This is a genomic window from Pseudodesulfovibrio sp. S3 (assembly GCF_004025585.1).
Taxonomy (GTDB): Bacteria; Desulfobacterota; Desulfovibrionia; order Desulfovibrionales; family Desulfovibrionaceae; genus Pseudodesulfovibrio.
This window is the reverse complement of the sequence record NZ_QTZO01000015.1, coordinates 1-25574: the sequence shown is the minus strand read 5'-3', so window position 1 is coordinate 25574 and position 25574 is coordinate 1. Positions and strand designations below refer to the sequence as shown.

At 59.4% G+C, this 25574-nt stretch carries 19 protein-coding genes and 1 other RNA gene; 6 read left to right on the top strand and 14 right to left on the bottom strand.

What is annotated here, in order from left to right:
• Positions 1 to 13 precede the first annotated feature (13 nt).
• The 4 genes from ssrS to glmU all read right to left on the bottom strand — a co-directional run bounded on the left by ssrS (position 14) and on the right by glmU (position 2133).
• A non-coding RNA gene (gene ssrS, locus DWB63_RS13805) (6S RNA) lies at positions 14 to 197 on the bottom strand.
• Between the two features lie 26 nt (positions 198 to 223).
• Positions 224 to 493: a cell division protein ZapA gene (gene zapA / locus DWB63_RS13800; RefSeq protein ID WP_128329436.1), complete on the bottom strand. Its 270-nt coding sequence runs from the start codon at positions 491 to 493 to the stop codon at positions 224 to 226.
• 12 nt (positions 494 to 505) lie between these two features.
• Positions 506 to 682, bottom strand: a complete 177-nt coding sequence (locus DWB63_RS13795; protein WP_128329435.1) for a cell division protein ZapB — start codon at positions 680 to 682, stop codon at positions 506 to 508.
• A gap of 77 nt (positions 683 to 759) precedes the next feature.
• Complete coding sequence (gene glmU / locus DWB63_RS13790) at positions 760 to 2133, bottom strand: bifunctional UDP-N-acetylglucosamine diphosphorylase/glucosamine-1-phosphate N-acetyltransferase GlmU (RefSeq protein ID WP_128329434.1); 1374 nt, start codon at positions 2131 to 2133, stop codon at positions 760 to 762.
• A 308-nt stretch (positions 2134 to 2441) separates the two neighbouring features.
• Between glmU and DWB63_RS13785 the strand changes: the two genes are divergently transcribed.
• On the top strand, positions 2442 to 3053 hold the full coding sequence (locus DWB63_RS13785; RefSeq protein WP_128329433.1) for a hypothetical protein: 612 nt from the start codon (positions 2442 to 2444) through the stop codon (positions 3051 to 3053).
• A 38-nt stretch (positions 3054 to 3091) separates the two neighbouring features.
• Here DWB63_RS13785 and DWB63_RS13780 read toward each other — a convergent pair whose 3' ends face one another.
• The 7 genes from DWB63_RS13780 to DWB63_RS13750 all read right to left on the bottom strand — a co-directional run bounded on the left by DWB63_RS13780 (position 3092) and on the right by DWB63_RS13750 (position 15871).
• Complete coding sequence (locus DWB63_RS13780; RefSeq protein WP_128329432.1) at positions 3092 to 5050, bottom strand: peptide transporter; 1959 nt, start codon at positions 5048 to 5050, stop codon at positions 3092 to 3094.
• A gap of 26 nt (positions 5051 to 5076) precedes the next feature.
• The gene (locus tag DWB63_RS13775; protein WP_164879898.1) at positions 5077 to 5874 is read right to left on the bottom strand and encodes an ABC transporter substrate-binding protein; all 798 of its coding nucleotides are present in this window, start codon (positions 5872 to 5874) and stop codon (positions 5077 to 5079) included.
• Between the two features lie 30 nt (positions 5875 to 5904).
• Entirely contained in the window at positions 5905 to 7905 is a 2001-nt protein-coding gene (locus DWB63_RS13770) for a DUF6785 family protein (RefSeq protein ID WP_128329430.1), read from the bottom strand.
• Positions 7902 to 12800, bottom strand: coding sequence for an FtsX-like permease family protein (locus tag DWB63_RS13765; RefSeq protein WP_128329429.1), 4899 nt, complete (start codon positions 12798 to 12800; stop codon positions 7902 to 7904). Before DWB63_RS13765 ends, DWB63_RS13770 begins: the two co-directional genes overlap by 4 nt.
• Positions 12801 to 12803: 3 nt before the next feature.
• Positions 12804 to 13568: an ABC transporter ATP-binding protein gene (locus tag DWB63_RS13760; RefSeq protein WP_128329428.1), complete on the bottom strand. Its 765-nt coding sequence runs from the start codon at positions 13566 to 13568 to the stop codon at positions 12804 to 12806.
• A 10-nt stretch (positions 13569 to 13578) separates the two neighbouring features.
• Positions 13579 to 14238 carry an FtsX-like permease family protein gene (locus DWB63_RS13755; RefSeq protein WP_128329427.1) on the bottom strand — a complete coding sequence of 220 codons (660 nt, stop codon included), beginning with the start codon at positions 14236 to 14238 and terminating at the stop codon, positions 13579 to 13581.
• Positions 14239 to 14392: 154 nt separating this feature from the next.
• Positions 14393 to 15871 (bottom strand): SpoIIE family protein phosphatase, encoded by a 1479-nt coding sequence (locus DWB63_RS13750; RefSeq protein ID WP_241648855.1) that lies wholly within the window; start codon positions 15869 to 15871, stop codon positions 14393 to 14395.
• 215 nt (positions 15872 to 16086) lie between these two features.
• Between DWB63_RS13750 and DWB63_RS13745 the strand changes: the two genes are divergently transcribed.
• The 3 genes from DWB63_RS13745 to DWB63_RS13735 are packed head-to-tail and all read left to right on the top strand — an operon-like array spanning position 16087 to position 17979.
• Positions 16087 to 16692: a hypothetical protein gene (locus tag DWB63_RS13745; RefSeq protein WP_128329426.1), complete on the top strand. Its 606-nt coding sequence runs from the start codon at positions 16087 to 16089 to the stop codon at positions 16690 to 16692.
• A gap of 2 nt (positions 16693 to 16694) precedes the next feature.
• Positions 16695 to 17624 carry a hypothetical protein gene (locus DWB63_RS13740; protein ID WP_128329425.1) on the top strand — a complete coding sequence of 310 codons (930 nt, stop codon included), beginning with the start codon at positions 16695 to 16697 and terminating at the stop codon, positions 17622 to 17624.
• On the top strand, positions 17596 to 17979 hold the full coding sequence (locus tag DWB63_RS13735) for a PqqD family protein (protein WP_128329424.1): 384 nt from the start codon (positions 17596 to 17598) through the stop codon (positions 17977 to 17979). Before DWB63_RS13740 ends, DWB63_RS13735 begins: the two co-directional genes overlap by 29 nt.
• Positions 17980 to 18043: 64 nt before the next feature.
• Here the strand turns inward: DWB63_RS13735 and DWB63_RS13730 are convergent, their stop codons facing one another.
• From DWB63_RS13730 to DWB63_RS13720, 3 genes are read right to left on the bottom strand one after another with little or no spacing between them, the layout of a single operon-like run.
• Positions 18044 to 18619 (bottom strand): hypothetical protein, encoded by a 576-nt coding sequence (locus DWB63_RS13730; RefSeq protein ID WP_128329423.1) that lies wholly within the window; start codon positions 18617 to 18619, stop codon positions 18044 to 18046.
• Between the two features lie 34 nt (positions 18620 to 18653).
• Positions 18654 to 18926: a DUF4911 domain-containing protein gene (locus DWB63_RS13725; RefSeq protein WP_128329422.1), complete on the bottom strand. Its 273-nt coding sequence runs from the start codon at positions 18924 to 18926 to the stop codon at positions 18654 to 18656.
• Positions 18927 to 18979: 53 nt separating this feature from the next.
• Entirely contained in the window at positions 18980 to 20401 is a 1422-nt protein-coding gene (locus tag DWB63_RS13720) for a sigma-54 dependent transcriptional regulator (protein ID WP_128329421.1), read from the bottom strand.
• A 175-nt stretch (positions 20402 to 20576) separates the two neighbouring features.
• Here DWB63_RS13720 and DWB63_RS13715 point away from each other — a divergent pair, with 175 nt between their 5' ends.
• On the top strand, positions 20577 to 22682 hold the full coding sequence (locus DWB63_RS13715; RefSeq protein WP_128329420.1) for a glycosyltransferase: 2106 nt from the start codon (positions 20577 to 20579) through the stop codon (positions 22680 to 22682).
• On the top strand, positions 22663 to 24231 hold the full coding sequence (locus tag DWB63_RS13710; RefSeq protein WP_128329419.1) for a glycosyltransferase family A protein: 1569 nt from the start codon (positions 22663 to 22665) through the stop codon (positions 24229 to 24231). Before DWB63_RS13715 ends, DWB63_RS13710 begins: the two co-directional genes overlap by 20 nt.
• Positions 24232 to 25574 lie beyond the last annotated feature (1343 nt).

Genomic DNA, 25574 nt, shown 5'->3' with positions numbered 1-25574 from the left:
GGTCAGACGAATATTTAGCCCCGGGAAGCCGTGTTGCCTGTATGTTTTGAACCTGGCATATCCAGGTGGGCATGACTCGTGAACCTTCAGGCTTCCCGGTCGGACCGGGCTTGCTCACCAGTTCACTGGAGTCGTCGCCCTTATTCAGAGCATTGGCTCAATAACACTCCGGGCAATCACAAACGCCCCAGGGTAATTCCTTGCCAACCTCGGTGCCGTCCAGTTATCGGCCCGGCTCCGTTGAGGTCTTTTCCAAAATCTCTCCGATCTTCCCTTCCAGCCGCTTCAGTTTGTCTTCCGCGACCAGATAGTCGTCCGCGAGGCTTAAAAGCAGGTACGTGAGCAATTTTTCCTTGCTGATGTCGCCTGCTCCGCCAACAAGCTCTTTATGCTTGTTCTCAATAAATGCCTGCGCGGCTTCGATACGGACATTGTCCGCATCGGTCTTGAAGGATATCTCGAGTCCCAGCAGGGTCAACGTGTAACGAGGCATCGTAAAACGCTATCATTCCAGCTCGTTTTGAATTTTTTCGAGCAGCGTGTCGATGCGAGATTCGATGTCGTGGCGTTTCTGCTTCTCGGCCTCGATCTCCTCCCTCAAGCGCTGATTTTCTTCTTTCAATTCACTAACTTTATTCAGTAATCTGTTGAAGCGCTCTTCAAGTTGGGTAACTAATTCCATACCTCTTATCTATTCTTTTTCTTTGTGCAAAGCAAGATTTCTTTCCTATGCCGAAGCGGATCTTTATCCGGTAACAATTATTTCTTCAGAGTGCGTTTGAGATTGGTCTGTTTGCCTCGGGCGATGCCTGTCTGGTTGTCCGGCACATCCTTGGTGATGGTGGAGCCGGCACCTATGAGCGCATGTTTGCCCACCGAAACAGGAGCCACCAGGGCGGTGTTGGAACCGATGAAAGCGCCTTCGCCGATTTTGGTGACGAATTTGTTCCTGCCGTCGTAGTTGCAGGTGATGGTGCCTGCGCCGATGTTGGCCCCGGCCCCGACCTCGGCATCGCCGAGATAGGTCAGGTGGCTGGCCTTGGCCCCTTCGCCCAGGGTGGCCTTTTTCATTTCCACGAAATTGCCGATGCGCGAATTCTTTGCCAGCACGGCATCCGGCCTGAGCCGGGAGTAGGGGCCCACGGACACTCCCTCGCCAACCTGCGCGCCTTCGATGTGGTTGAATTCGCGGACAACGCACCCGGCCGCAAAGGTCGAATCCTTGATGAAGTTGTAGGATCCCATGCGCGCCCCGGCGGCCACAAAGGATTTTCCGTAGATTTCACAATGGCCGAAGATTTCGGCGCCCGGCTCCACGGTTACCTTGGGGCCGATGGTTACGGTGTCCGGGTTGTGGATGATCACTCCGGCGTCGATGAGTTCGTCTACGATCTGTCTCTTGAGCGTGTTCTCCGCTGTGAGCAGTTCTCGCGGTGAATTGATGCCCATGAGCGAGATGTCGTTGCCCGCCTGGACGCCGTCCACGGACAAGCCTTGGTTCACGGCCAGTTCCACCAGGTCGGTGATGTAGTATTCGCCGGAGTTGTTTTCGTTTTCCAGCCGCCCGAGCAGCGGGCCGATGGTCTCGATCTTGAGCAGGTAGATGCCCGCGTTGACTTCGCCCGTGACCGGTCCGTGCACGGAAAAATCATAGTCCTTGGCCTCGACGATGGCCTTGATCCTGCGTTCGGGATCGCGCACCACGCGGCCGAAGGCGGCGGTATCGCGCGGGGTGATGGTCATGAAGGCGAGGTCGCAGCATCCCTGTGCGGCCACCAGCCGGTCCAGGGCTTCCACCGTGACCAGGGGGGTGTCGCCGTTGATGACCAGGCAGTGGGTGGAGTTGGTTTTTTCCACCTCGGCCCAGGCCTCTTGCAGGGCGTGTCCCGTGCCGAGCTGTTCTTTCTGCATGACGAACCGGTTCGCCATGTCCGGGAATTCCTTTTTCACTTCGTCAACGCCATGGCCGACCACGGTCAGGATGTTCTCCTTCATGATCGGCTTGAGCGCCTCGTACACGTAAAAGAGCATGGGTTCGTTGAGTATGGTCTGCAAGACCTTGGCCTTGGCAGAGTGCATTCGGGTCCCCTTGCCTGCGGCCAGGACCAGGGCAGTGATGTTCTTGTCGGGCATATATACTCCGTATCGGGTTTTGTTCGCTGGTTTGCCGCGTTCAAATTACCTGCTCGCACAGGAAAGAACAAGAGGCGTTTTTGAAAAGGCGTCAAGTTGCTTTTTTCTACCAATCAAATGCTTTTCCCTGTCGTTTGCCGACGCACAGGGGGGCGGCCGGAAACTGCTGGTGGGTTCCGATTGAGCCGGATTTCGATGCCAAAGGGCGTGGCCATTTCGGCATCCATCCTGACGGCAATATTCCTGGGACCAATGGTTGCATTGGCCTAACCGGACCCGATACCAGTATCGCAAAGGTTTTTTTAAGAATGTTAAAGGTCAAAAAGTGCTTGTTAAATAATACAGGGGCAGTTTTGGCTGTTGTGGTTGCCCTCTTTTTCGCCTTCAGGGACTCCTCTGCGTATGACATGCAGGCGATACGCGAGGACGTGGGGAGATTCATTCAAGCCGTGCATGGCTCTCAGAGTCTGGCCAAGTATCAATATTTCTATGGGCCAAACAGAGAATCGGACCTTGAGTTGATGATAGGGGTTTGCACTTCATTGGATTTTGAAGGGAATTCAGAGGCGTGCATCGCCTATTCCCGCTGTCGGGCACATTTGGTGGACGAGGTAAGATCATATTATCTTGCGGCGTTGGCTGGACTCATACCCAATGCGAAGCCGGATTCGATAATAGTTGAAAAGGGGCCTGACGGGGTAATGTCATATGTTCTTGTGACCGCCGAAGTTGGAGGCAAACTGCTCTCGTTCCATAGGGCCGTTGATCCGGAAAACCAAGGAGCTTTCGGCAAGCTTGTGCTTTCGGAAATAGATGGTAAGCAGATTCAGCTTCCGAAGATCGACCGCATGGAACTCTTCAAAAGCGACCCATGCCGGGACGTTCTCCTCAAGAACTTACCCAAACAAAGGCCGCGCTAGCCAGCGGGCTTTTTACGTTCTCTCCTTCCCCCGGCTTTTTAATACGCCAATCGTCCCAGTGACTTCATGATCAGGGTGCAGCCCATGGCAAACATGCCGGTCAGACCCATGCCGCAGGAGAATCCGGCCAGGAGCACCGGGGCGTAGTGCCGCCACTGGGCACCGTATTTCTTCATGAAATAGAAGCGGCCGAGCAATGCGCCCGCCACTTCCAGGAGCATGCCGTGGGGTGTGGACTGGCCCAGGCCGCGGACCACGCCGTAGACGAGCAGGACGGGCAGGCCGAGCACGTTGAGTACGGAATAGAGGATCAATCCCAGCCCCAGGCCGGACATGACCACCGGCCCGGACAATGCCTCGAAAAAGAGCGAGTTGCCTTCCAGGGTGGAGGTCTGCATGAGCAGGGTGTTCAGGGCCTGGAGGTGCCACAGTTCTTGGGCGAACGGGTATTCCGGGGACGGGATGGGCGCGAGCTGCCACAGGAATTGGGAGAAGAACAGGCTGGATATCATGACGATGGGGAAGACGATGATCTCCGCCTTGATGATGCCGCGCAAACTCGTTCCGGTCAGTTCGATCTGGCGGAACTGGACCGTGGCCTCGCCGTAGTTGTGGATGGGGATGGGCGCGTACCAGATTTCCAGTCCCTGGTAGCCGAAGAACTTGGCCCCGGCGATGAACGAGAATTCTCGCACCATGGGCAGGGCGATGAACTGTCCGGCCACACCCTCCATGCGCGCGGTGATATAGGAGATGACCGGGGTGTAGATGAAGCCGTAGAGCACGAAGAAAATCCACGGAAAGCTGGGTACCAGCCAGACGCAGAAGGCGATGTAGCAGAGCGTGGAAAAGACGTAGATGCCGATGGACACCCAGAAATTGATGTCGCCGCGCCCTTCCGGGGGATTGAACAGGACGGAGAAATCCGGGCCGTTGCCGCCGGTACTCCTGAATGATTTGACCACGTAGTAGATGCCTACCGCGCCGATGGCCAGGCCCAGCCCGATGCCGAAGCTCATGTAGAAATCGAAATTGTTGGCAAAGACCGTCTCGACCGTGGCCATGCCCGGATGCCAGCGGTGCAGGATGCCCTGGGCATACAGGATGGGATTGGCCACGATGGTCACGATCAGGCCGACCAGGCCGCCGATGACCGCCCAGAACGGCAGGACCATGCCGATGAAGACCAGGCCGAGATCGAATTGCAGGCCGGTGGCCACGGCGGGCAGTGTGCCTTCGGTGTACTGGGTCAGCTCGATCCAAGGGATGGGGATGAGCCGGATGGGTTCGGTGAAGAGCAGTCCTGAGAGCGCGGGCAGCAGCACGTAGAAGAAGCCGAAGGCCAGCCCGATGACCCCGCCGATGGAGAACACCCGCCACTTCCAGCCGGTTTTCTTGTCCTCGGTGGATTCGGCCAGGGCCATGGTGCCCAGTGCGCCCACAGGGGCCATGGGAAAGGGCAGTTTTTCCACGTCCGAGGTGATGCGGTACAGGGAATAGCCCAATCCGAAATGGTCGATGCGCTGGACCAGTTGCGCCCCCACGAGGAGCAGGATCGGCACCAGCCAGTCCGGGTGCATGAAGGTACGCTCCAGGTAGGAGCCGGACCCCAATGCCGGGGCGACCCAATGGGGAATGAATTCGGTCAGGCCGAGCATGCGCGCCGCGTCCGACTGGACCAGGTACTGGTTCCAGAGCAGACCTTGGAACGGGGAGGCCAGGGCGGCGCCCGCCATGTAGTAGAGCAGGAAAATTTCCTGTTGTTTCAGGTGGGTGTACGATCGTTTGGCGATCTCGGCAAAGAGGATGATGGTCACCCATCGGGCGGCCGGCCCGATGCCCTGGCCGATGACCAGTTGCAGGTACATGGAGCCGGGCATCATCAGGAACCCGATGAACACGGCCCCGACAACGGTCTTCCAGTCGAAACCTTCCTCGAACTTGTCGGGTGGTTTCAGGAGATCCCTGTATTCTTTCAGTTCCTTATCATCATACATATGTGTGGCTCCGGCGGCTGCGGCTGTTACCTGTACTGATCAAGGATGGCCTTGAGGCTGCCGTCCTCTTTCATCACCTTGAGGCGATGGTTGATTTGTTCGACCACGGGTTCCCAACCATGGCCCTTGGGAAAGAGGAAGCGGAACCAGGCCCGGTCAAAGGGGGGCTTTTCCAGGCGGAAGAGTTCGGGGCGGATTTCCGGTCGATTGCGGAACATCCACAGGATTTCCGTGTGGTTGACCAGAACGGCGTCCGCCCTTCCAAACGAGAGCAGTTTCAGCATGACATCGGGCGAAGTCGTGTCCAGCCTGGTGATCATGCCCGGTCCGAAATGGGGTTCCAGGGCAGGGTAGACAAAATCCTTTATGCCCGCCACGGTCTTACCGTAGAGGTCTTCGGGTTTGGTGTATTCAAGTATGCTGTCCGCGCGGAAGAGGAGCACGTCTTCATTGAGCATGAAAGGGTCTGTCCAGAGGAATTTGTCCGGCTGGGCAACCCATTCCCGGGCGCTGGCGTAGACGCTCAACTCGCCGTTTTCGAGCATTTGCCAACCTCGCTTGTCAGGCAGCCGGTTGACGGTGACGGTATAGTTCAGAGGTTCGACCAGGGCTTTGAGGACGTCCAGCAGGATGCCGCGGCCCTGGAATTCAGGGACTTCCATATAGTAGGGCGACACATCCGCGTGGGCTATGAACATGTCCAGTTCTTTTTCGGGTGTGCTGTTGTCGGCCTCGTCACGGGCGGCGCAGGGAGCGGCCAGAAGGGCCATGGTCTGGACAGCCATGGCGAGGATGATGGATGGAATGAGCAATCTCTGTTTCATCTGTTCGTACGTGTCGTGTATCATCATGATTTACAAGGGAAAGACGGTATAGGTTTGATCGTGGAACAGGCCGACCACAGCGAACACGCCACCCATGAGGAAATCGCCGAGGATGAGTCCGATGAACAGGAAGCGTACCTTGTTGAAGAGTCTTGTGCCGCCGTAGTGGAGGACCAGGTGGTTGCACAGCCAGCCCAGGAAGAACGGGTACCACAGGATTTTCATGCCCGCGGAATAGGCGGCCAGATAGCCCAGCGGATGCAGCGGCCACCAGGGCAGCTTGTAGTAGCAGTAGATGAGCACGCCCATGACCAATGCCCCGAATCCGGCGTAAGTGACGAGCCATTCGTTGGGACCGACGGGTTGATCCACCAGCCTTTGAGCGTTTTCAAAGTTGGCCAGCACGGTCTGGGTGGCCCAGTCAAGGCGGAGCTCCCGCAGCCCGTAGCGGTGGCCGAGGTAAAGCATGGTCACAAAGGCGGTGGCCAGGGCCAGGACCAGGGACAGCCCGATGGCCAGGAGGACCAGATTGCGGTTGCTCGACTCCTGACGGATCTTGGAGCCGTGGAAGAGCGTCGGGGCAATGGCCTCGCGCACATCCAGGAAGAGCACTTTCTGCATGACCGCAGCGGCGGCCACGCCCACGGAACCGAAGAATCCGGTGCCGAAGAGTCCCATGAGGCCGTCCGAAGGGGCGGCTGTCAGGGTGAAATAGGGCAAGCCGCCCTGACAGACCAATCGGCTGGTGACCAGTATGATGATCAGGAAGGCGCAGGGCAGCAGTATGGCGGCAAGCAGGGGCAGACCGAACCACCAGCACCAGGTCATGAGAAAAATCATGCCCAGGAGCAGTCCCCACAGGGGCCATACGGGCGGTCCCCATTCTGCAGGATGCAGGGTGGCGTTGGTGTCCGCGTCGCTGCCCGTGCAGACCGGGCGCAGGGAGCAGAGCACGGTCTCCTTGAGGTGGTGCCTGGCCAGCCATATGAGGAAGACGAAGAACACGGCGTAGGCCCCGATGGTCTGTGCGCCTTCGGGCCGGGCCAGATCAGGGCCGAGCGTGGTGCCGAGCGCGGCCTCCGGCAGTTGCCAGCCGAGCACGTAGAGCAGGCCGAAGAGCAGCCCCACGAGCAGATGAAAAGCCCACATGGAAAAGGAAATCTGCCGGGTGGTCAGGAAGGCGAACCCGACAAAGGCCGGGATGAAATAGAGCTTCAGCTTGTAGAAGCCGGAAAAGAGGCCGAATTTGGGGAAATAGGACCCGGCCAGGATGAGTGTCGGCATTTCAGGCACGGACGGGTAGTAGAAGTGCAGCCCGTTGAGCAGGTGCAGGGCCCCGGACAATACCAGGCCGATGAGCAGGAAACGGTTGGACCACCAGGAGATAAACTGTTTCTGGTCCAGAGCCTCGCCCATGAGTGTGGGCACGCGCAGCAAGGGGAAGTTGACCCGTTCGTTGACCACCCACTGGCGGCCGAACAGGGCCATGAGGCAGATCATGACGAAGAACGCGCCCAGGATGAACAGGGACCAAATAGCGAGGGGTGGCAGCCATACGCCCCACGGGATGGCGGCCAGGATATCGGTTACGGACATGTCCCGTCCGTCCTGAAGTCCCTGGAACAATTGGGTCACCGCTTCGGAGGAGTGGGGGAACCAGGAATCGGGCAAGAGCGGGGTCAGGACTTCGGTCCAGCGGTAGGCGTCCTTGGCGAATCGTTCCGGCGCGGTGATGTTGACAAAAAAGGTCTCGGTCAGCCCGGCGAAACCGATGGCCGTGAACAGGACCATCATCAACCAGATGACCAGCAACTCCACGCCCGAAAAGATCGGGGGCCTGCCGGTCAGGCGGGACACTCCCGCATCCGCCACGAACATCCAGGCCAGGATGAAGAACGGGGCCAGTGGGAAATGCCCGCCGCCCAAGGGTGCACCGCCCAGGACCGCGTTATTGTACGGGGTGAAAACACACAAGAACAGTCCGAGGACCAGTCCTGTCAGGAGTGCGCGTAGCCGCAGTCGTCCGTTCATGCCGCACCTTCCTCGGGGATGGGGCCCAGTTGTTTTTCCATGGTTTCGTTCATGTCCCGATGATACTTGTGCACTGCATCGTCATCCAGGGAACGCCAGACCAGCAGTTGCTTGCGCAGGTCGTTGAGAAAGTTTTTGTTCAGGTTTTCCCACGCCTTGAGTTCGCCAGCTTCCCGGCGCAGAATGACCTTGATCTGCCGGAACCCTCGGTAGATATCCGAAGGGCAGAATACGAGCTTGACCTTTTGCCGTACCCCGAAATCGAAGGGAGCCAGCCAGACGCGCAGGTCCATGGAGAAGCACAATTCGTCGGGCAGAGGAATGTCCTGGTTCACGCCGCTGAGAAGTTCGGCCTTGTTTTCGAGTTGCTCCAGGTCCAGGAAGTTGCACTGCATGTCATCGGTGCAGAAGTCGCCATGGGAAACATCGTGGTGAGCCATGTAGTATTGGTGCAGGAACCCTCCGGCGGAAGTCATTTCCTTCATCTTGATGAGGAAGGGAAGGATCACGGTCAGTTCGTCGCCTTGGGCCTTGGGCATGGTCCAGGACTTGTTAACGTCCGGGATGGCGATGTTGGCCGCCACCTTGGCCGGATAGATGGCCGAGATCAGGACGACGCCGATGACCAGAATCATGGCGGCTACGCCTGCGGTGGAAGAGTAGTTGGCGGTCATGCCGGCCCACAGCGGCGTCCCGGCCAGGAAGGTGCTGGAAGTTTGGGCCAGGAGGTAGCCGACCACTACGGAAATGACCGCAAAGGCGAGGGCCTCGGCAATGAACAGAAAGGCTACATGGGGCGGGGCCAGCCCCACCGAGGTGTAGACCGCGATCTCGGGTTTGCGTTCATAGACCGAACCGATCATGGTGTTGAGTACAATGAGGATGGAGATGCAAAGCGGTATCAGAATGTTGGCCATGCCTGAATAGTTGACCGCATCCGAGGCATAGTACAGGGACGTGCCGTCCGGGCCTCCCTTGAAGAGGAGCATGCCGAACCGGTCGCCCAGATCGTCGCCCACCCTGTGTCCCACGTCCGGCTTGACTGCGATGCCCTTGAGCCTGCCTGCCCCGATGGAGAGCAGGGTCTCGGCCGGGATGATCACGGTTTCATAGCCGGGGATGTGCTGGTAACGGGACTCGGTGGAGACCACGTCTTCGCCGTTTTCGATGGCCTCGGCCTCCACCTCGGAAAGTTGCGTGGCCGCCTGGTTGGGGAAAATGATGGGGGTGATCGGTTCCCCGTCGAGGTCCGGGGAGTCGCGCAGCCCGTCGTCGTCAAATATGCCGATCACCGGCACCTTGAGTCCCCACAACATGACCGTGCTGCGTTCGGGGTCGTCCAGGTCCACGCCGATCTGCTCGGCCATGCGCCGGGGCAGCAGGATGGCATGGCGCTCGCCCTCCTTGAACCAGCGTCCCTTGATCAGGATGCGATCCAGTCCGCTGACCTGCGGTTCCAGGTAGGAGAGGCCGATCATGCCGCGTCCCTGGGCCTTTTTGTCGCCAAGGGCCACCGGGATGAGCGGGGCGCGGGATTTGTCCGAAGTGAATCCGGTGTCGTACCAGACGCGCGGGGCCACCGTGCCCGTGCCGGAAAAACTGTTTCTGACCACGGACAGGGCTTCCTCGGGAATGTCCTGCCAGTTGAAGTATTTGATCATCAGCCCCTGGTAGGAGGCGTGGTCGCTGAAGTTGGCCCACCCTGCCTGGCGTACGGACTTGACCGTGGTGAAGTTCATGATGGTGAAGGTCAGGATGACCAATGTGGCAAAGGTCAGGAAGGTCCGCACTGGCCGCCGTTTCAGGTTGCCCACGCCGAGCACGAAGGCCGCGCTGAAGGCGGCCATGGGACTGATGCCTGTCAGCTTGACGTGGGAGCTGCGCTTTTGCAGCTCGACCATCTCGCGCTCGAAGCGGAAGAAGATGATCATCGACACCAGCAGTGACAGGGCCAGGATGAAGAAGGCCAGGATGACCACCAGGGGCGAATAGGTCAGCTGGAAGGCGGGGTGCACCGTGTAGATCACGCCGATGATCAGGCCGAGGAAGCCGAGGAAGGCGCTGATGCGTTTCTTGATGTCGACAAAGGAAAAGAAAAGGCGCTCCATGCAGTAGGCGAACGGCACGAACAGGGCCACGTAGAAGAGCACGCCGAAGAGGACGTCCTTTTGGGTCTTGTCCACATCGTTGTAGACCCGGCTTGCCCTGGACAGGGATGCGCGGGACGATTCCACGAATTTGTCCCACTGCCTGGTCTCTTTGAAATGGATGGCCTTGGCCAGGTCTTGGTCGCCCAGTCTGCGCAGGAGCCGGATGCGGTCGTTGACGATGCCTTTCCCTTCAAGGTTGTCGATGCGCGGGCCGAGCAGCATCCACATGTCCCTGGCGGCCTGGAATTCGGTCATGGGGATGACCGGCCACTGACGGGCAATGTACCCCAGTCCCTGAGGATGTTTCTTGTCCGCGTTCAGGAGCAGGACCTTCTTGTCCAGCACCGTGTCGGACAGGGTCAGCTTGATGGGCGTGTCCGGTTCCAGAAAAAGGGTGCCCAGAGTGGATTTGCGGGTGTCCAGGCGGCTGTACCAGTAGCTCACGGGCGGGGCTTCGGTGCGCCCGTCGATGAGCGTGGGCCGGTAGAGGTACTTGAAGGTCCTCGGGTCGAACATGTCGAACAGGGTGGTCTGGGTGCAGGAGAAGAGGATCAGATCCGTGGCCTGCACGGCCCGGTTGAGCTTGATGCGGTAGGCGTCCTTGCCTGTTTTGGGCTTGTCGATGGCCCAGTCGGCCAGGCCGGTTTCTTCATTGAATTTGAAAGCCTCGATCACGGCCTTGTGGTAGCTGATTTTTTTGCTGGCCAGTCCCGGAATGCGGAAATGGCCCAGAGAGTCCACCATGCCGTAATTGCGGGTCTGCCATTGGAAGGCCAGGACCACCAGGCCGGTGCCGGGCCGATCCGGGAATATCTCGCCCTTGCGCAGGAGGTTGGCGCGGCCTTCCACGGTCACGAAATTGTTCTGGCCGCGCTCGCCCGCATCCGAGATGGGATCATTGGCCAGCGCTTCGATCAGGGTCGTGGCCAGCTTGGTCTGTTTGTCCAGGAAGTTGAAGTCCACCCGTTGCAGCCGGTCGTAAGGCGTTCCCCAGACCGGTCGGACATCGTGCACCGTGGCCAGGGTGAAGCCGGGCAGTCCGGCCAGGGCCATGGGTTCGCCGCCCAGTTCGGGTCTGTCCGGCAGGTAGCTCTGCCATGCGCGCTTGCCGGGCCTGAGGGTGTCCCTGAACAGGCTGGCCGTGCCGGGGGCAACGTCACTCAGCTTGGCAACAGCGTCTTTCATGACCGTATCCAGAGGGCGGAAAAAAGCGGTCCGGTTGACGTCGGGCTTGAGGTCGATGAGCCACCCCTGGTCGAATCCTCCCAGCCCTGAACCGTGACTGGAAAGATAGAGGGAGACGTGGGCCGCGATGGAGGTCTCGCCCAGGGTGTCGCGCAGTTTTTTGGCGGAGCTTAAGTCCTTGAGCTGGCCGGTGGCATCTTCGAGAATGGCTGTCTGGTCCTTAATTGCAGTCGGGAAGAATCCGCTCAAGAAGGATCGTTCCCTGTCCGGGAGGGGGAAGTCGTCAACCGTGGAGTTGACCCAGTTCAGCCGTTTCAGTTTCATGCGTTTTGCGGCCAGTTGCTTGATCCGTTCGGCTCGTTCCGTCTTTGCCTCTTCGGATTCGGCTGCATCCTGCTGAACCATGAGCCGAAGGCGCATCAGTTCCCCGGTAATGTCGTCCTCACGGTTGCGAACCACGGACTTGAGTGCCTTCCTGAGCAGGGTCTGGGTGTCGGCGTTGTCCAGTTTCTTCTGGTCGAGCGGCTCGGGCGACCGCAGGAGATCCAGGGTTTGCCCGGTATTCAGGACCAGTTTCTCCAGTTCGGTCTTGCGTTCCTTGAGCCGCTTGCCTTTGCTGACCAAAGCCCAGGTGAACTCCCGCATGCCGGCCTGAGCCGAGGATTTTCCTGCGGTGGCCAGCAACAGCACCGACCGTTTCGGCGGGTTTTCGGAAAGATGTTTGGCCACGTCCATGAGGGTGGCGATGGAAGCGCCCTCGTCTGCGCCCGGAGAGTCCCCGTCCACCAGGGCGGTTGAATCGTAGAAAGCTTCGAGGATGACGGTCTGCCCCGACAGTTCGGGATCGGTTCCGGGGATGCGGCAGTATATGTTTTCGCCGCGTACGTTGCGCCAGGCACCCGTGGAGGTCAGCCGGGCTTCGCCCAGTTTGTGCGGTCCCATTTGGATGAGTCCTGAGCCGAACAGGGCTTTGGCCCGTTCGCGGGAGATCCAGAAAATGGGAAAGTCCACCGGGGTCAGCTCGAATTTGGTTTCGAACCGGGGCCTGGGAGCCAGGCCGCCGTCGCCGCCCGCGCCGACGAAGATCAGGCCGCGTGCGCCGAGCATGGCCGCGTTGTTCCAGTTCTTGCCGGAATCCATGTCCATCAGGACCACGGATCCTTCCACGGAAAGATTGTTGAAATCGGCCACCCGGCCCTGGCCTACGTAGATGAGCGGTCCGTTGATGCCGGGCGGGGCCACGGCACCGGGGGACAGGGCATTGGCCCGGAGTTGCCGGAGATTCTCGGTCCGGCCGGAACCGGCCAGGATCAACTGCGCCCCGTGCCTGACGGGAACGGGGAGGTGAAAGCTCTGCCGTCCGGTGACGCTGTTCGGGAACAGGGCCTTGAATTCGATTTCCACCATGTCCGCAGCCTTGGCCGCGCCGGGGCTGCCGGGCGAACGGTCGGCGATCTGGCTGAGCATATGCAGGAAGTCTTTCCCGTCCGCAAGGGCCGGGGCGGTCATCGCCAGGGTCAGGGCGATGAAAAACAGTATGTGCAACCCGCGCCGGACCATGGGTTACGCTCCGGCCTCTTTGCGGCCGGTGAGCTTTTCCCCTATGCCGCCGATGGTGATGTCCAGCTCTTCGCGTTTCTCCACCCGGTCCACCTGGCCGTCGCGCACCCAGACCACCCGGTCTGATACGTTGAGCATCTTGTAGTCGTGGGTGGCGGAGATGACGGTCACGCCGCGATCCCGGGAGAGCATCTGCAACAGTTCGATGATTTCCTCGCCCGTGGACAGGTCCAGGTTCCCGGTTGGCTCGTCGGCCAGGACAATGGCCGGGTCGTTGGCCAGGGATCGGGCCACGGCCACGCGCTGCTGCTGGCCGCCGGACAGTTCCAGGGGCTTGTGCTGGTGACGCTCGCCCAGTCCGACCAGTTTGAGCAGTTCGATGCCCTTGTCCTGGGCATCGTCTGCGTTCATGCCGGCAAAGGTCATGGGCAGGGTCACGTTTTCCAGGGCGGTCATGACCGGGATGAGGTTGAAGGTCTGAAAGATGTAGCCGATCTTGCGGTTGCGGAGCCAGGCCAACTCGAAGGCGTCCAGTTGGGAAATGTCCACCTCGTCGATGAAGACCTTGCCTTCGGTGGGCTTGTCCAGACCGCCGATCATGTTGAACAGGGTGGATTTCCCCGAGCCGGAAGGGCCCATGATGGAGATGTATTCCCCGGCAAAAATTTCCAGGTCCACGCCCTTGAGGGCCTGGAGTTCCACCTTGCCCATGGTGAAGGTCTTTTTCACGCCGATGACGCGGACAATGGTTCGTTTTTCATCTGTCATGGAATTATCCTTAATGTTCTGCCCGGATGGCATTGATCGGTTCCATGCGCGCCGCGAGCCAGGCCGGATACAGGACGCCGAGCAGGCTCAGGCAGCATCCGCCGAGGGTGGCCAGCCCCACGGAACCGAACATGGAGAGCAGGGAGAGGTCTCCCAGGGTGGCGAAGCCGAAGCGTATGCCGCCGGTCAGCAGAGAGAATAAACAGCCGATAAACGCGCCTACGGTCGCACCGAGAAGTCCTTGCATGGCCGCTTCCAGGAGGAACAGGCGCAAGATCATGGAGTCCAGGGCGCCCAGGCATTTCATGACCCCGATTTCGGAAAAACGTTCGGTCACGGACATGAGTTGGGCGTTGATGATGCCTACGGTGCAGACGAGCAGGGAGAGGATGACGATCCAGCGCTCCTTGGCGGACATGGCCACGATCCCCTGTGCCAGGTCCACGTCATAACCTGCCTGGGACAGGGCCCGGGCCGCATCCGGACCGCCGTGGACGAGCAGTCCTTCGGCGATGTTCAGATTCACCAGGACGAAACTCAGGAACGACACGGCCAGCATCAGGCTGGACACGGTGATCATGGACCGGGAAAACCGGACCTTGAGGCTCTTGAAACTGATCTCGAGCGACTTCGAAAACGGAAGCGAAATGAGTCGTTCTGGTTGGGTCATGGACATCCTGAATAGTTGATAGGGCGCTGAATTACTACATTCTCCCGACAATATGCTTAACCCGTGACTCTGACAATGATAAATAGGAATGAGTGTGCAAAAATAACCGAAATGTCGGTTGGATGGAACGTCCTTGTGTGCTTGCCGGGATGGGTCACCGCTCCACGCCCTTGACCACCACAATAGTCAGATCGTCTTCCCGCCTGCCGGAGCCGGAGAATTCACGGACGGCGTCACAAAGGCTTTTCAGGATGTCCTGTGCGCTTTCTTTCGCGTGGTTCCGCAGGATCGCCCTGATGCGGTCCCGGCCGAACATCTCCCCATTGGGGTTGTGTTCCTCCCACAGCCCGTCCGTGGAGATGAGCAGGATTTGGCCTGGGCCGGGCAGATCCATGATCTGCTCGTGGTAATGCCATTCGGCCTCCACGCCCAAGGGGATGTCTTCGCCCTTGAGTTCGCTGAACCGGTCCGTTTCCGGGTCGTAGAACTGGGGCGGCAGGTGGCCCGCATTGACCCAGGTGGCCTGCACGTTTACGGGGTCCACGACCATGAAGAACAGGGTCATGAACCGGCCCGTGTCGCCGATGTCGCGGGTCAGGTGTTTGTTGGCCCGGCGGATGTTTTCGGTGGCCGATCCGGGGGTGGCCGCATTCTGCCGGATGACGGCACGGCCGGCGGTCATGAGCAGGGCGGCGCCGATGCCGTGCCCGGACACGTCGCCCACGGCGATGGCCAACTGGCCGCAACTGTCGGCCTCGCATTGGATGAAATCGTAGAAATCGCCGCCCGTCTCGTCGGAGAAGAGGCTTGTTCCGGCAATGTCCAGGCCCGGCATCTCGGGCGGATGGCGGGGCAGAAAATGCTGCTGCACTTCCTGGGCGATGAGCAGTCCTTCGCGCATACGCATTCCTTCCCGCAGGGTGCTGATCATGATGTTGGTGTGCCCGGCGATGACGCCCATCTCGTCGGAAGTGGTTACCGGCACGCGCCGGGACAGGTCTCCTCTGGACACGTTTTCCAGAATCCGGGTCTGGATGTCGAAAAGAATGCGCAGGTTTTTGGTATAGGCAAAGATCAGGTTCATGACCATGACCAGCAGGAAGCCCATGACAAAGAGGATTTCCGTCAACACCGAGCGACCGAGCATGTCTATGGCGGCAAAGTCCGGGGCCTGTTCAGCCAGCCAGTTCACATCCCTGATGATGACCAGAAGGATGATGGACGTGATCAGGAGCAGGATCAGGGAGGCCAGGACGGAAAATTTGCGGGTAAGGGGGGTCGTTTCCTTGGGCAGGAGATAGGTTGCCTGTCCTGCCTGGGCTTTTTGGATGATCATCCGTTCACGTTTCAGGGCCATGTCCAGTCCGGCGAATAATCCCACCGTAAAGATGCCGAGCACCAGCTTCAGGCCGCTTTCAAAGAGTGGATAGCGGTAGCCAAAAAGGAGTATCAATGCGGAGAGCAGCCCGGAAGCGGTGAACAGTGTCAGTTCCAACCTGAATTGGAAGGTGGGCTGGTCCATGGGCGGCGCCGCGTCCACCCATTTGCGCTGAAGAAAGGCGTGCCCCCCGAACGCCATGGCCAAGGGAATGAGGATGATCAGTCCGAGCTCCCAGACCGGGAGCTGCACCATGAGCGGTCAGACCTGGCCGCCGTAGATGGTCCCGCCTGCCACGGCGAGTATATAATAGGCCAGCGGTCGCCATGCGGGCATGGTCGATTTCATATGCATTCCGTCCTTCCCTCTACGTTGCGTATCCCTTTGCCAAGTGGCGGAATCTCGTTTAATCATAGGGCAGTGTCCACAGGGTGGACAAGTCATAAATATGAAAAGATGGAAGTGAAGACATGATGAAAGTGCGTATGGTGGTTCTTTTCCTGGTGCTGTTTTTCGCGACCTCGGTCTTTGCCGCAGACGGTTTTCCCAAGAGTCTCGCGGGGTTTACCCTTGGGGCTGATGTCAAAGAGTATGCGAACCTGTGCGATCTGGACAAGGCCATACCCGTGTCGGATGACCCTTTTTTGACTGAGGCGCTGCTCAAGGGAGAGTCCATGGCCGGCGTCCGCGGCGGCAGCCTGACCTTCGGCAACTGCAAGGCTCCGGGCAAGCTGGTGCGCATCAAGCTCAAATTTTACGAGATGGATCAGGAACTCTTCGACAAGCTGCACTCCAAGTATTTGACCTTGTTCGGCAAGCCGGACAGGTATCTGGGGGACGCCTTCAAGAACGTCATTGCCTGGGAGTGGCTGTTCAAGAACGACAAGAATGAAGAGATTTCCCTGGTGCTCATGTGGAGCCGGGATCAGGATATCCGGCCCGGCGTATCCATCAAGATGACCCAGAAAACCCTCATGGACGAAGAGTACCAATGCTATATGTCCAAGAGTGACCGTGCGGGACGGAAACAGCACAGAACCAAGATCCGCTCCCTGGATGCCTACGTTCCCCGCTGATCATGGCTGAGTTCATCTGGAACGGGGTCGGCCTGACCACACCGGGCGGGTGGGAGCCTGCCGTCATAGAGCGCGACGGGCTGATCTTTGCCTGTTCCGGGCGGATGGCCTGCGAACTGAAGTGGAATCGGGTTCAGGGTTCCTTTTCCTTTGAGAAACACATCAAGCGGTTGACCAAGGGCAACCGGGAAGCAGCCGTGCGCGGCGTACCCGAAACCGAGACGCCGCCTGCCTGGACCCGCGCTGTGGACGTCCTGGCCGGGTCAGGTCTGCGCGCCAGGAGCTTTCTCTGGAAAAAGGACGGCAGTCGGGGATTGGGGGCGGCCCTGCACAATCCCGGTTCCGGGATGGCCTGTCTGGTCCAGTTCTTCGTGGATGACAAAGAGGACGAATCCGTTGCCGCAGAGACCCTGTCCAGCCTGCGGGATTACTCCGTCGGCAAGACCGTGCCCTGGGCCATGTTCGGCCTGGCCGGCCGGGTGCCTGCCGAGTTTGTCCTGGACACCTTTTCCTTCAAGCCCGGCCATTACCGCGTGGTCTACTGGCGGCCCGCTTCCGGCAGGATGTCGGGCAGGGTGCCTCCGGGCAAGGGACCGGGTACCCGTCTGATCTTTGAGCGGTTCGCCCCGGCTTCGGTCGTGCTCAAATCCCTGCCCTTGGCCGATTGGGTCCGGCAGGGCATGGAGGATGCGCCTCCTCCTCAAATGGCTGTGGCCGGAGATTCCGGCCGGGTGGAATGGCGTGGTGCGGTCAGGACCTCCCTGTTGCGGCGAGCCTTGCGCCGTGAGGTGCACGCCAGCGGCCGGGTCTGGGCGGTCCAACCGGGAAACGCGATTTTGTCAGTGACGGCGCAGGGCACGGTGCCTGCGCCCGAATCCGTGTTCAACGCCATCTGCGGGAGTTATGCCCTTGTTTCGGAAACAGCGTCCTGAACCGGTCATATCCCGGACCGAGGCCCTGGAAATGGTCCCGGTGAAGAATGCCGAGGTGTCTGAGACTCCGTTGCCCGACGGTCTGGTGCGGCTCGCCTACCCCCTGGCCGTGAAGCCGTGGTTCGGACGGCTGGCCGAGAAGGTGGGCATGTGGGATAAAAGGCCCATGACCAAGCAGGTGGAGCTGGATGAGATGGGGGCGTTCGTGTGGCAGCGCATCGACGGCGTGCGGTCGGTCAGGCGGATCGCGCAGGAGTTCACCGACGCCTACGAGGTCCAGCCCCGCGAGGCCGAACTGTCCGTGACCACCTTCATCAAGACCATCGGCCAGCGCGGCATCATCGGTCTGAAGTGAGGCCTGTCCGGTCTGAATGCGCATAACTGAAATGGACCCGCCCCAGAAGTTTTGCCCGGCGTGCCTAACGCGATCTCGGATGCGCCTTGCGTCTGGTCCAGTATGCGTCGACAACGAAAACCAGTGAAATCAATTGTTGCACCATGAGAATGGAGTAGTTTTGAATTCCCATCAAGGCCGAGCAGCTGACATTTCCCAGCATCAGCCAGAAATAGCCATGGATATTGTCCTTGGCCATGAGATAGGTGCCCATGAGGAATCCTGCGGCGATACAAAGCTCAAGAATTTGATTGACGGTAGTGATGCCCCCGAATTCGTATAGACTGGCCCCTAACCCGACAAATACGGCTGAACGGGCGAGGTAGTCGAGCCACTTGGGTTCATTCCCCTGTCCGCGCAGCGCAATGATCAGGCCTATGGTCATGGCCGGGGCCCCGCCTGATTCCACTGCGGCGGCAATCCAGTTGTGTTCGGAAACGAAAACGATGACCCATGCGGGAAGCCCTGCCAGATAGATACCCCATGACCAGATGCGCCAGGAGCGATTGCCACGAAACGTCGCGCTTCGTTCAGCTCGGGAAAAGCATACTTTATTGATGAGGTACGATGCTCCGCCCCATATTTGCAGCACTATTTCCATGGCGGGACACACCTTGCAGGTTTGATGTGGACGGTCAGGGCGTGGGCAGCACTTCCACAGCCATCTCCGTGGCCGCAGCCTTGAGGAATTGCTGCACCTCCCGCCTCAGGTGCGGGCTGTAGCGCAGCACGAGAATCCCCTTGAACTTGTCGACCACGGTGAAGATGCCGAGGTTGTCGTACCCTTCCAGCAGAAACCGGAACATGCCGATGTCGCTCGGGTCGATGCGCACGTAGGTGCGGCCGGACCATTGCGGCGGCGGTGGGCAGACCCGTTTTCTGGGCCGTCTGCGCGAAGAGGAGCTCATAGGCGCTGTCTAGCCTCGATTTCCCCAAAAGGCAAATCCAGGAACGTGGTTCCCTATTCCTCGAAGCCGTCTTTCTTGTACTCGTTGAGCTTGTTGCGCAGGGTGCGCACGGAGATGCCGAGCAGTTCGGCGGCGCGGGTGCGGTTGCCAGTGGTCTCCTCCAGGCTCTTGAGGATGAGCCGTTTCTCCATCTCGTGGAGCGGCATGACGGACATGGCTTCGCCCGGGGTGGAGGGCGGCGCGGCCTCGGAAGCGGCCTGCTGGTCCGCGTCGATGCCGACGAGGTCGTCGGGGGTCCATTGCTCGTCGCCCATGAGGAAATGCCTGGGCTTGATGGGGCCCTGGCCTGCCAGGAGCACGGCACGTTCCATGAGATTCTGGAGTTCACGCACGTTGCCGGGCCAGTCGTAGCCCATGAGCCATTTCTTGGCTTCTTCGGTGAAGGCGAGGCGGTTCAGGCCGTAGGCGGCAGTGAATTTGTTCGTGAAGAACTCGGCCAGCAGAAGGACATCGTCGCCCCGGTCCTTGAGGGCGGGCAGGGTGAGGGGGATGACGTTGAGCCGATAGTAGAGGTCCTGGCGGAATTTGTTTTCCTTGACCGTGGCCTCGATGTCCCTGTTGGTGGTGGCCAGCACGCGCACGTCGATGTTGACGGTTTCCACACCGCCCACGCGGTCGAACTCGGATTCCTGAAGCACGCGCAGGAGTTTGGCCTGGAGGCCGAGGTCCATCTCCGTGATTTCGTCCAGGAGGATGGTGCCCCCGTCGGCCAGTTCGAATTTGCCGAGCTTGCGGTTGATGGCCCCGGTGAACGCGCCCTTTTCATGGCCGAACAATTCGGATTCCAGCAGGTGCTCGGGCAGGGCCGCGCAGTTGATGGCAACGAACGGCTTGTCCGTGCGGTCGGAATTATGGTGCAGGTACCGGGCGAACATCTCCTTGCCGGTGCCGGATTCGCCGGAAATGAGCACTGTGGCCTTGGATCCGGCAACCTGTTTGGCCAGGGCCAGCACCCGGAGTACGGCCTGGTGGCGCCCGATGATCTGGTACTTGCTCGGTGCGGCCTTCACTGCGGATGCGGGCCTGGGAGCGGGTGTTGTCTCGACAGGTTCCGGCTCCGGTTCGTCCTCGGGCAGGATGAGCTTGATCTTGTCCCATATCAGCGGTTCGATCCAATAGTCGCGTGCGCCGAGCGAAAGGTATTCGGTGGCCTGTTCTGCGGAGCCGGACACGGAAAAGATGACCACGGGCGGAAACCCTTCGGTTTCCTGGGCTTTTTGCAGGAATGCCTTGGCATCGAACCCCTGGAGTTCCGGTCGGCAGAAGACCAGGCACGGGCTGGATTTTTTTATGAACCCGAGGGCGCCGTTGAGATTGTCGGCCAGACCGGCCTGCAATCCGGCCTTCTGCAAGGTCGGAAAGATGGCGGTGACGGACTGAGGTTCCGCGATGAAAAGGACAGTTCTGGCTGACATGACCATACCTATTAACGGTAAGTTGGATGGTTTACAAGAGTTTCGCGTTCTCAAACCATGCAGTGGGGTTTTCCGAGGCCTTTCAAACCGCCTTTGCTCGGTTGGCGGCTTCCTTTCTTGCCCTGGTCTGCCCCATCTGCTACTTCTCGATTGCTTCACTGCAAACGAGAAAATAATGATCAATACATCCATACCTGTTTTTTGCTATCACAACGTCTCGGACGTGGACGGGCATACGCCCGAACTGTTTCGCGAGCATTTGGACGCCATTGTCGATGCTGGCTGGAAGACCATTTCCTGCCGCGAGCTCTTGTCCGTGACGCGCGGGGAGCGCAAGGCTCCGAAAAAATCCCTGGTCCTGACCTTTGATGACGGTCACCTGTCCAACTGGCTGACCGTGGTGCCGGAACTGGAAAAACGGAACATGACCGGAACATTTTTCGTGCTCACGGATTTCACCGTGCCGGGCAACACCCGCACTGTCGCGACAGCGCCGGAGATGCTGCCCATGAGGCAGGTGTTTCGGGCTGCGCACGTGGACGGCGACTTCTCCCAGTTTATCAACGAATCCGAGATAAAGGCCATGCTCGCCAAGGGCATGGAGGTCTTTTCCCACGGCTGCCGACACCAGGCTGCCTTTATTGACCTCAAGCCTCTTCCCGCTATGGGGGATCAGGGAGCGCATTGGGGAGCATGGTCCATATATCCTGGGCACAATGACAGGTGGCCGACGTTCAAGGCGGTCAGCGCCTATGTTCACGACGGGTTCTGGCCTCGGCTCGAGGGGCTGGACGGGCCGCGTTTCGTCAAGCGGTCCCCTGAGGAACGGCTTGATTTCTGCCGCCGGGATTTTGCCAAGAGCTTCAAGCGTATTCAGGCCCTGAACGGGTATGACGAGCAACTGTTCTGTTGGCCGTGGGGGCAGTTCGACAAGGCCTCCGAGGCCGAACTCAAGAACGCAGGCTATGCGGGCGCGTTTACCTTGGAGCGCGGGCCGAACCAGGAGGGCACGAACCCGTTTCGTCTGAACCGACTCGGCGTGGGCAGGAACAAGGATGCCAAGTGGCTGCGTATGCGCCTGAAGATGTATGGCTCCACTCCGGCGGCCAGAATATGCTTCAAATTTTATACCAAGCGGCCGGAAATCAACTCGGTCCTGTACGCCACGGATTCCAACAAGCTTTCGGGCGGCAGCCGCCAGATGGTCAATAACATCCGGGCCATGGCCGCCATGGGTGTCAAGGTGTATGCGCTCGTCACTCCGGATACGGCCATCAATTCCGCATTGGAAGGGTTGGACGTGGAAGTCATCCACTATGACCGCTTCAATGAATACCGCCGCGCTGGAAAATTCCTCAAGGAATTGGTGAAGGAGAAGGGGATCGACGTGGTCCACACCTTTCATAACCGGGCGTACAAGATGGGCGTGCTGGCCCGGCTCATGGGCGCGAAATGCAAGTTGTTCATCAATAGGGGCGTCATCTCCCGGCCCAACGCCGTATTCTTTCTTTGGGCTGCACTGGCCAACGGGGTCATTGCCAATTCCGTCCAGTGTGCCGAAGTGCTGCGCAGGTACTGGGTCGGTAAGGGACGGCTCAACGTGGTGTACAACGCCTATGCCGGTCCGGATTTCGGCGACCCCAAGCCCCGAAAGAAGCGGGGGACGCGTTTCATTTACATCGGCAACTCCGCGGACATCAAAGGGTTCGACGTCTTTCTCGCGGCTGCGGACAAGGTTTGCCGGAGCGGAGTCCGGGACGTGGAGTTCGTCGGTGTCGGCGTGACCCCTGACAAGCTTGACAAGTTCGACGCCCTGTTGACCCCGGCTGTGCGGGAAAGATACCGGAATGAAGGGGAAATTCCCCACGCCGACGTGCTCGATGCCCTCAGGTTCGCGGACGTGCAGGTCGTCTCGTCGCGCATGGAAAGTCTGCCCAACACCCTGCTCGAAGGGTTTGATCTGGGCGTGCCTGCGGTCTGCACCCGCGTGGGCGGCATTCCCGAAGTGGTCCGTGACGGCGTCAACGGCTATCTGTGCGATTCGGAGGACAGCGCTTGTCTGGCAGAGAAGATGCTCGTTCTGGCCGAGGACCCGGGTAAGCGCTTCGACATGGGTTGCGCAGGGCGCAAGGTGGTGCGCACGCTGCTCACCCCTGAAGCCAAGGGGCGCAATCTCATGCGCGTCTATATGGGTGAAACCCTGTTTGAGCCGCTACCGGTGGAGACCGTGGCCTCCTGTACGGGCGCGGAGGAACATCAGGATGACCAGGGCCGACACTGATTCTCTGACCGGATTCTGGCGATCCCTGCCGGAAGAACTCAAGGTCAAGCTGCGCCTGGGGTTCACCGGCAAGGGCCATCTTCTCGACGTGGCGGACTGGTGTTTGCGTTCGGGCGCTGCGGCGCTCGTGCCCGTGGCTGCCGACGCCCTGCATAACGTGGTCAGGGAGCACCCCCTTGACGGGGGGGTGGCTCGGGAACTCCTGGCCTCGGGCCCGGCCCGACCACTTTTGACCCCGGAGACCCTGGACAGACTGAACGCCCTGGCCGTCCACTGGCGCCGACCGGATGACCTTGAGGCGTTTTTGCATCTTCTGGCCGGGCGTGAGTACTCGGAAATAAGCCGGTTTTTGCGGCAGGCTGTGGCAGAACAGCCCGACAATTTGTTTTGGCGTGAGCAAGCAATGATGGTCGGATCGGTTGAGGGCGACTCTGTTTTTGTTTCCGAAGTTCTTGATTTCGACACTGTTTCAGGTGTCGAAAAAGTAATTTATCCTGCAAAGTCTGTGGCAAAAACGTATTTTTCTCCAAAAGCTGATCCGAATGTCGGGCAACTGCTTGCAACGTTGAGGCAGAGACCCTGGGACGTGAGCCTGGCCTTGCGTGCCCATGATCTGTTCAAGGGCGTGGCAAAGGCGCGGCAGCCGGTGCCGGGTTCTGCGGCGATCCTGCTCTATTCCTGGAACAAGGCGGACGAACTGGACGCGACCCTGGCTTCGCTTTTGGCATCAGATCTCGGCGATGCGTCGGTTTTTGTGTTGGACAACGGGTCCACTGACTGCACAGGCGAGGTTTTGGCCGGATGGGAATCGCGGTTTGCCGACCAATGGGGAGCGGGTCGGTTCACGGTGGTGACCCTGCCCGTGAACATCGGGGCGGCCCCGGCCCGCAACTGGCTGTTGCACATGGATGCGGTTCGGACGCACGAATTTGTGTGTTATCTGGATGACGACGTGGAGTTGCCTGAAGACTGGTTTCTGCTGCTCGGCGCGGCCGTGGCCGAATATCCGGACGCGGGCGTATGGGGCTGCAAGGTGGTGGACCATTCCAATCCCCTGCTCATCCAGAATGCGGACACTCATCTGCTGGCCGGCCCCGGAAGCCCGACGGACCTTGCGCGCATGGCTCCCAATCCGTTCAAGCTGTCCGACCTGCATATTCAGACCTTGGACAGCGGACTGTTCGATTTCCTGCGCCCCTGCGCCTCGGTCACCGGATGCTGTCATCTCTTCCGCACCGAAACCCTGCTCGATTCCGGCGATTTCGCCATCCAGCTCTCGCCGTCCCAGTACGACGACATGGAGCACGATCTGCGTTTGTGCGAGGCCGGATTGTTCCCGGTCTATCAGGGCCACCTGACCATTCGCCACAAGAAGCGCACCGGGGCCGCCTCCCGAACCTCCATGCAGGAGGAGGGCAACGCGCTGGGCAACAAGTACAAGATGCAGACCATGCACGATCCCGCCGCCATCAAGGCCGCCATGCTCGCCGAACAGCAGTTCCTCGAAGCCGACCTGCTGGCCAAGCTCGACTACCTCGATACCTTGTAGTTTTTGCCTCTGGCGGCCAAAGGGGAAAATTTTTCAAAAGTTTCCCCTCTGGACTCCCTTTCAAGGCTTTTTGTCGCCGCTTCGCGGGGTGCGCGGCGAGTGGCTTTCCCGGTTGCGGGATCATTCTTGATTCGGAGCGCATCCGCAGCGGGGCTAGGCTCGCATTTCCTTCGGGGGGTGCTCTTTGTTGATGACGTAGCGCATTCGCGGTGGTGATGAACGCGTTCTCCATATGAAGAGTTGAAATTTGTTTGATTGGTAGCGCATTCGCGGTGGAAGCTAGGCTCGTCATCCTTTTGAAGTGTTGCGCTCTTACAGCGCCCTACTTTTGTCCGAGGCGACAAAAGTAGGCAAAAACGCCTTTTTTGGGCTGTGATCCTGGACCCGAAGCCAAGAGCCTGTAGGCGGCTTTCGCTGCCCGAAACGACTGTCCACCCTGTGGACTCAATCGGGCTGCGCTTCGCCGCCCGAGACAGGCTCTAAGCTTCGGTTCCAATTGTCGGTCGTTGTAAGGGGCAATGGGGATGGTGTTTTTTTGTTGGATTAGGTTCTTCGGTTTTTCGGGACGGCAGCCTTCAGCATAGGTTTTGGGCGAGTGTTTTGTTCGTAGCGCATTCGCGGTGGAAGCTAGGCTCTATATCCTTTTGAAGTGTTGCGCTCATACAGCGCCCTACTTTTGTTCAAGGCGACAAAAGTAGGCAAAAACGCCTTTTTTGGGCTGTGATCCTGGCCCCGACGCCAAGAGCCTGTAGGCGGCTTTCGCTGCCCGAAACGATTGTCCACCTTGTGGACTCAATCGGGCCACGCTTCGCCGCCTGAGACAGGCTCTAGGCTTCGGGACCAATTGTTCGGCGTTGTAAGGGGTTGTGGGGATGGTTTGTTGAATTTGTTGGAGGGAGGGTGTGCGCGCATTCGCGGTGGTGATGAGTGCGTATCCCCTCCAGGGTGGGGTTGTTGTTTGATAAGGAGCGCATTCGCGGTGAGGGTTAGGCTCTATATCCTTTTGAAGTGTTGCGCTCTTGCAGCGCCCTACTTTTGTCCGAGGCGACAAAAGTAGGCAAAAACGCCTTTTTTGGGCTGTGATCCTGGAATCGGGACCAAGAGCCTGTAGCGCGGCTCCACTGCCCGGGAAAGAAAGTCCGTGAACGAACGCTTTCCGGGCCACGTTCCGCCGCGCACAACAGGCTCTAAGCCCCGCTTCCAATTGCCCATCGCTGTAAGATGCTTCAAAAACGACGTGGCGAGTTCGGACACAAAAAGCGGATTGCCTTTCGCATCCAGTGGAGCGCCTTGGATGCCAACGGCATCCAACAGCGGCTCTCGTCCCCGACCCCCTCCCGCAC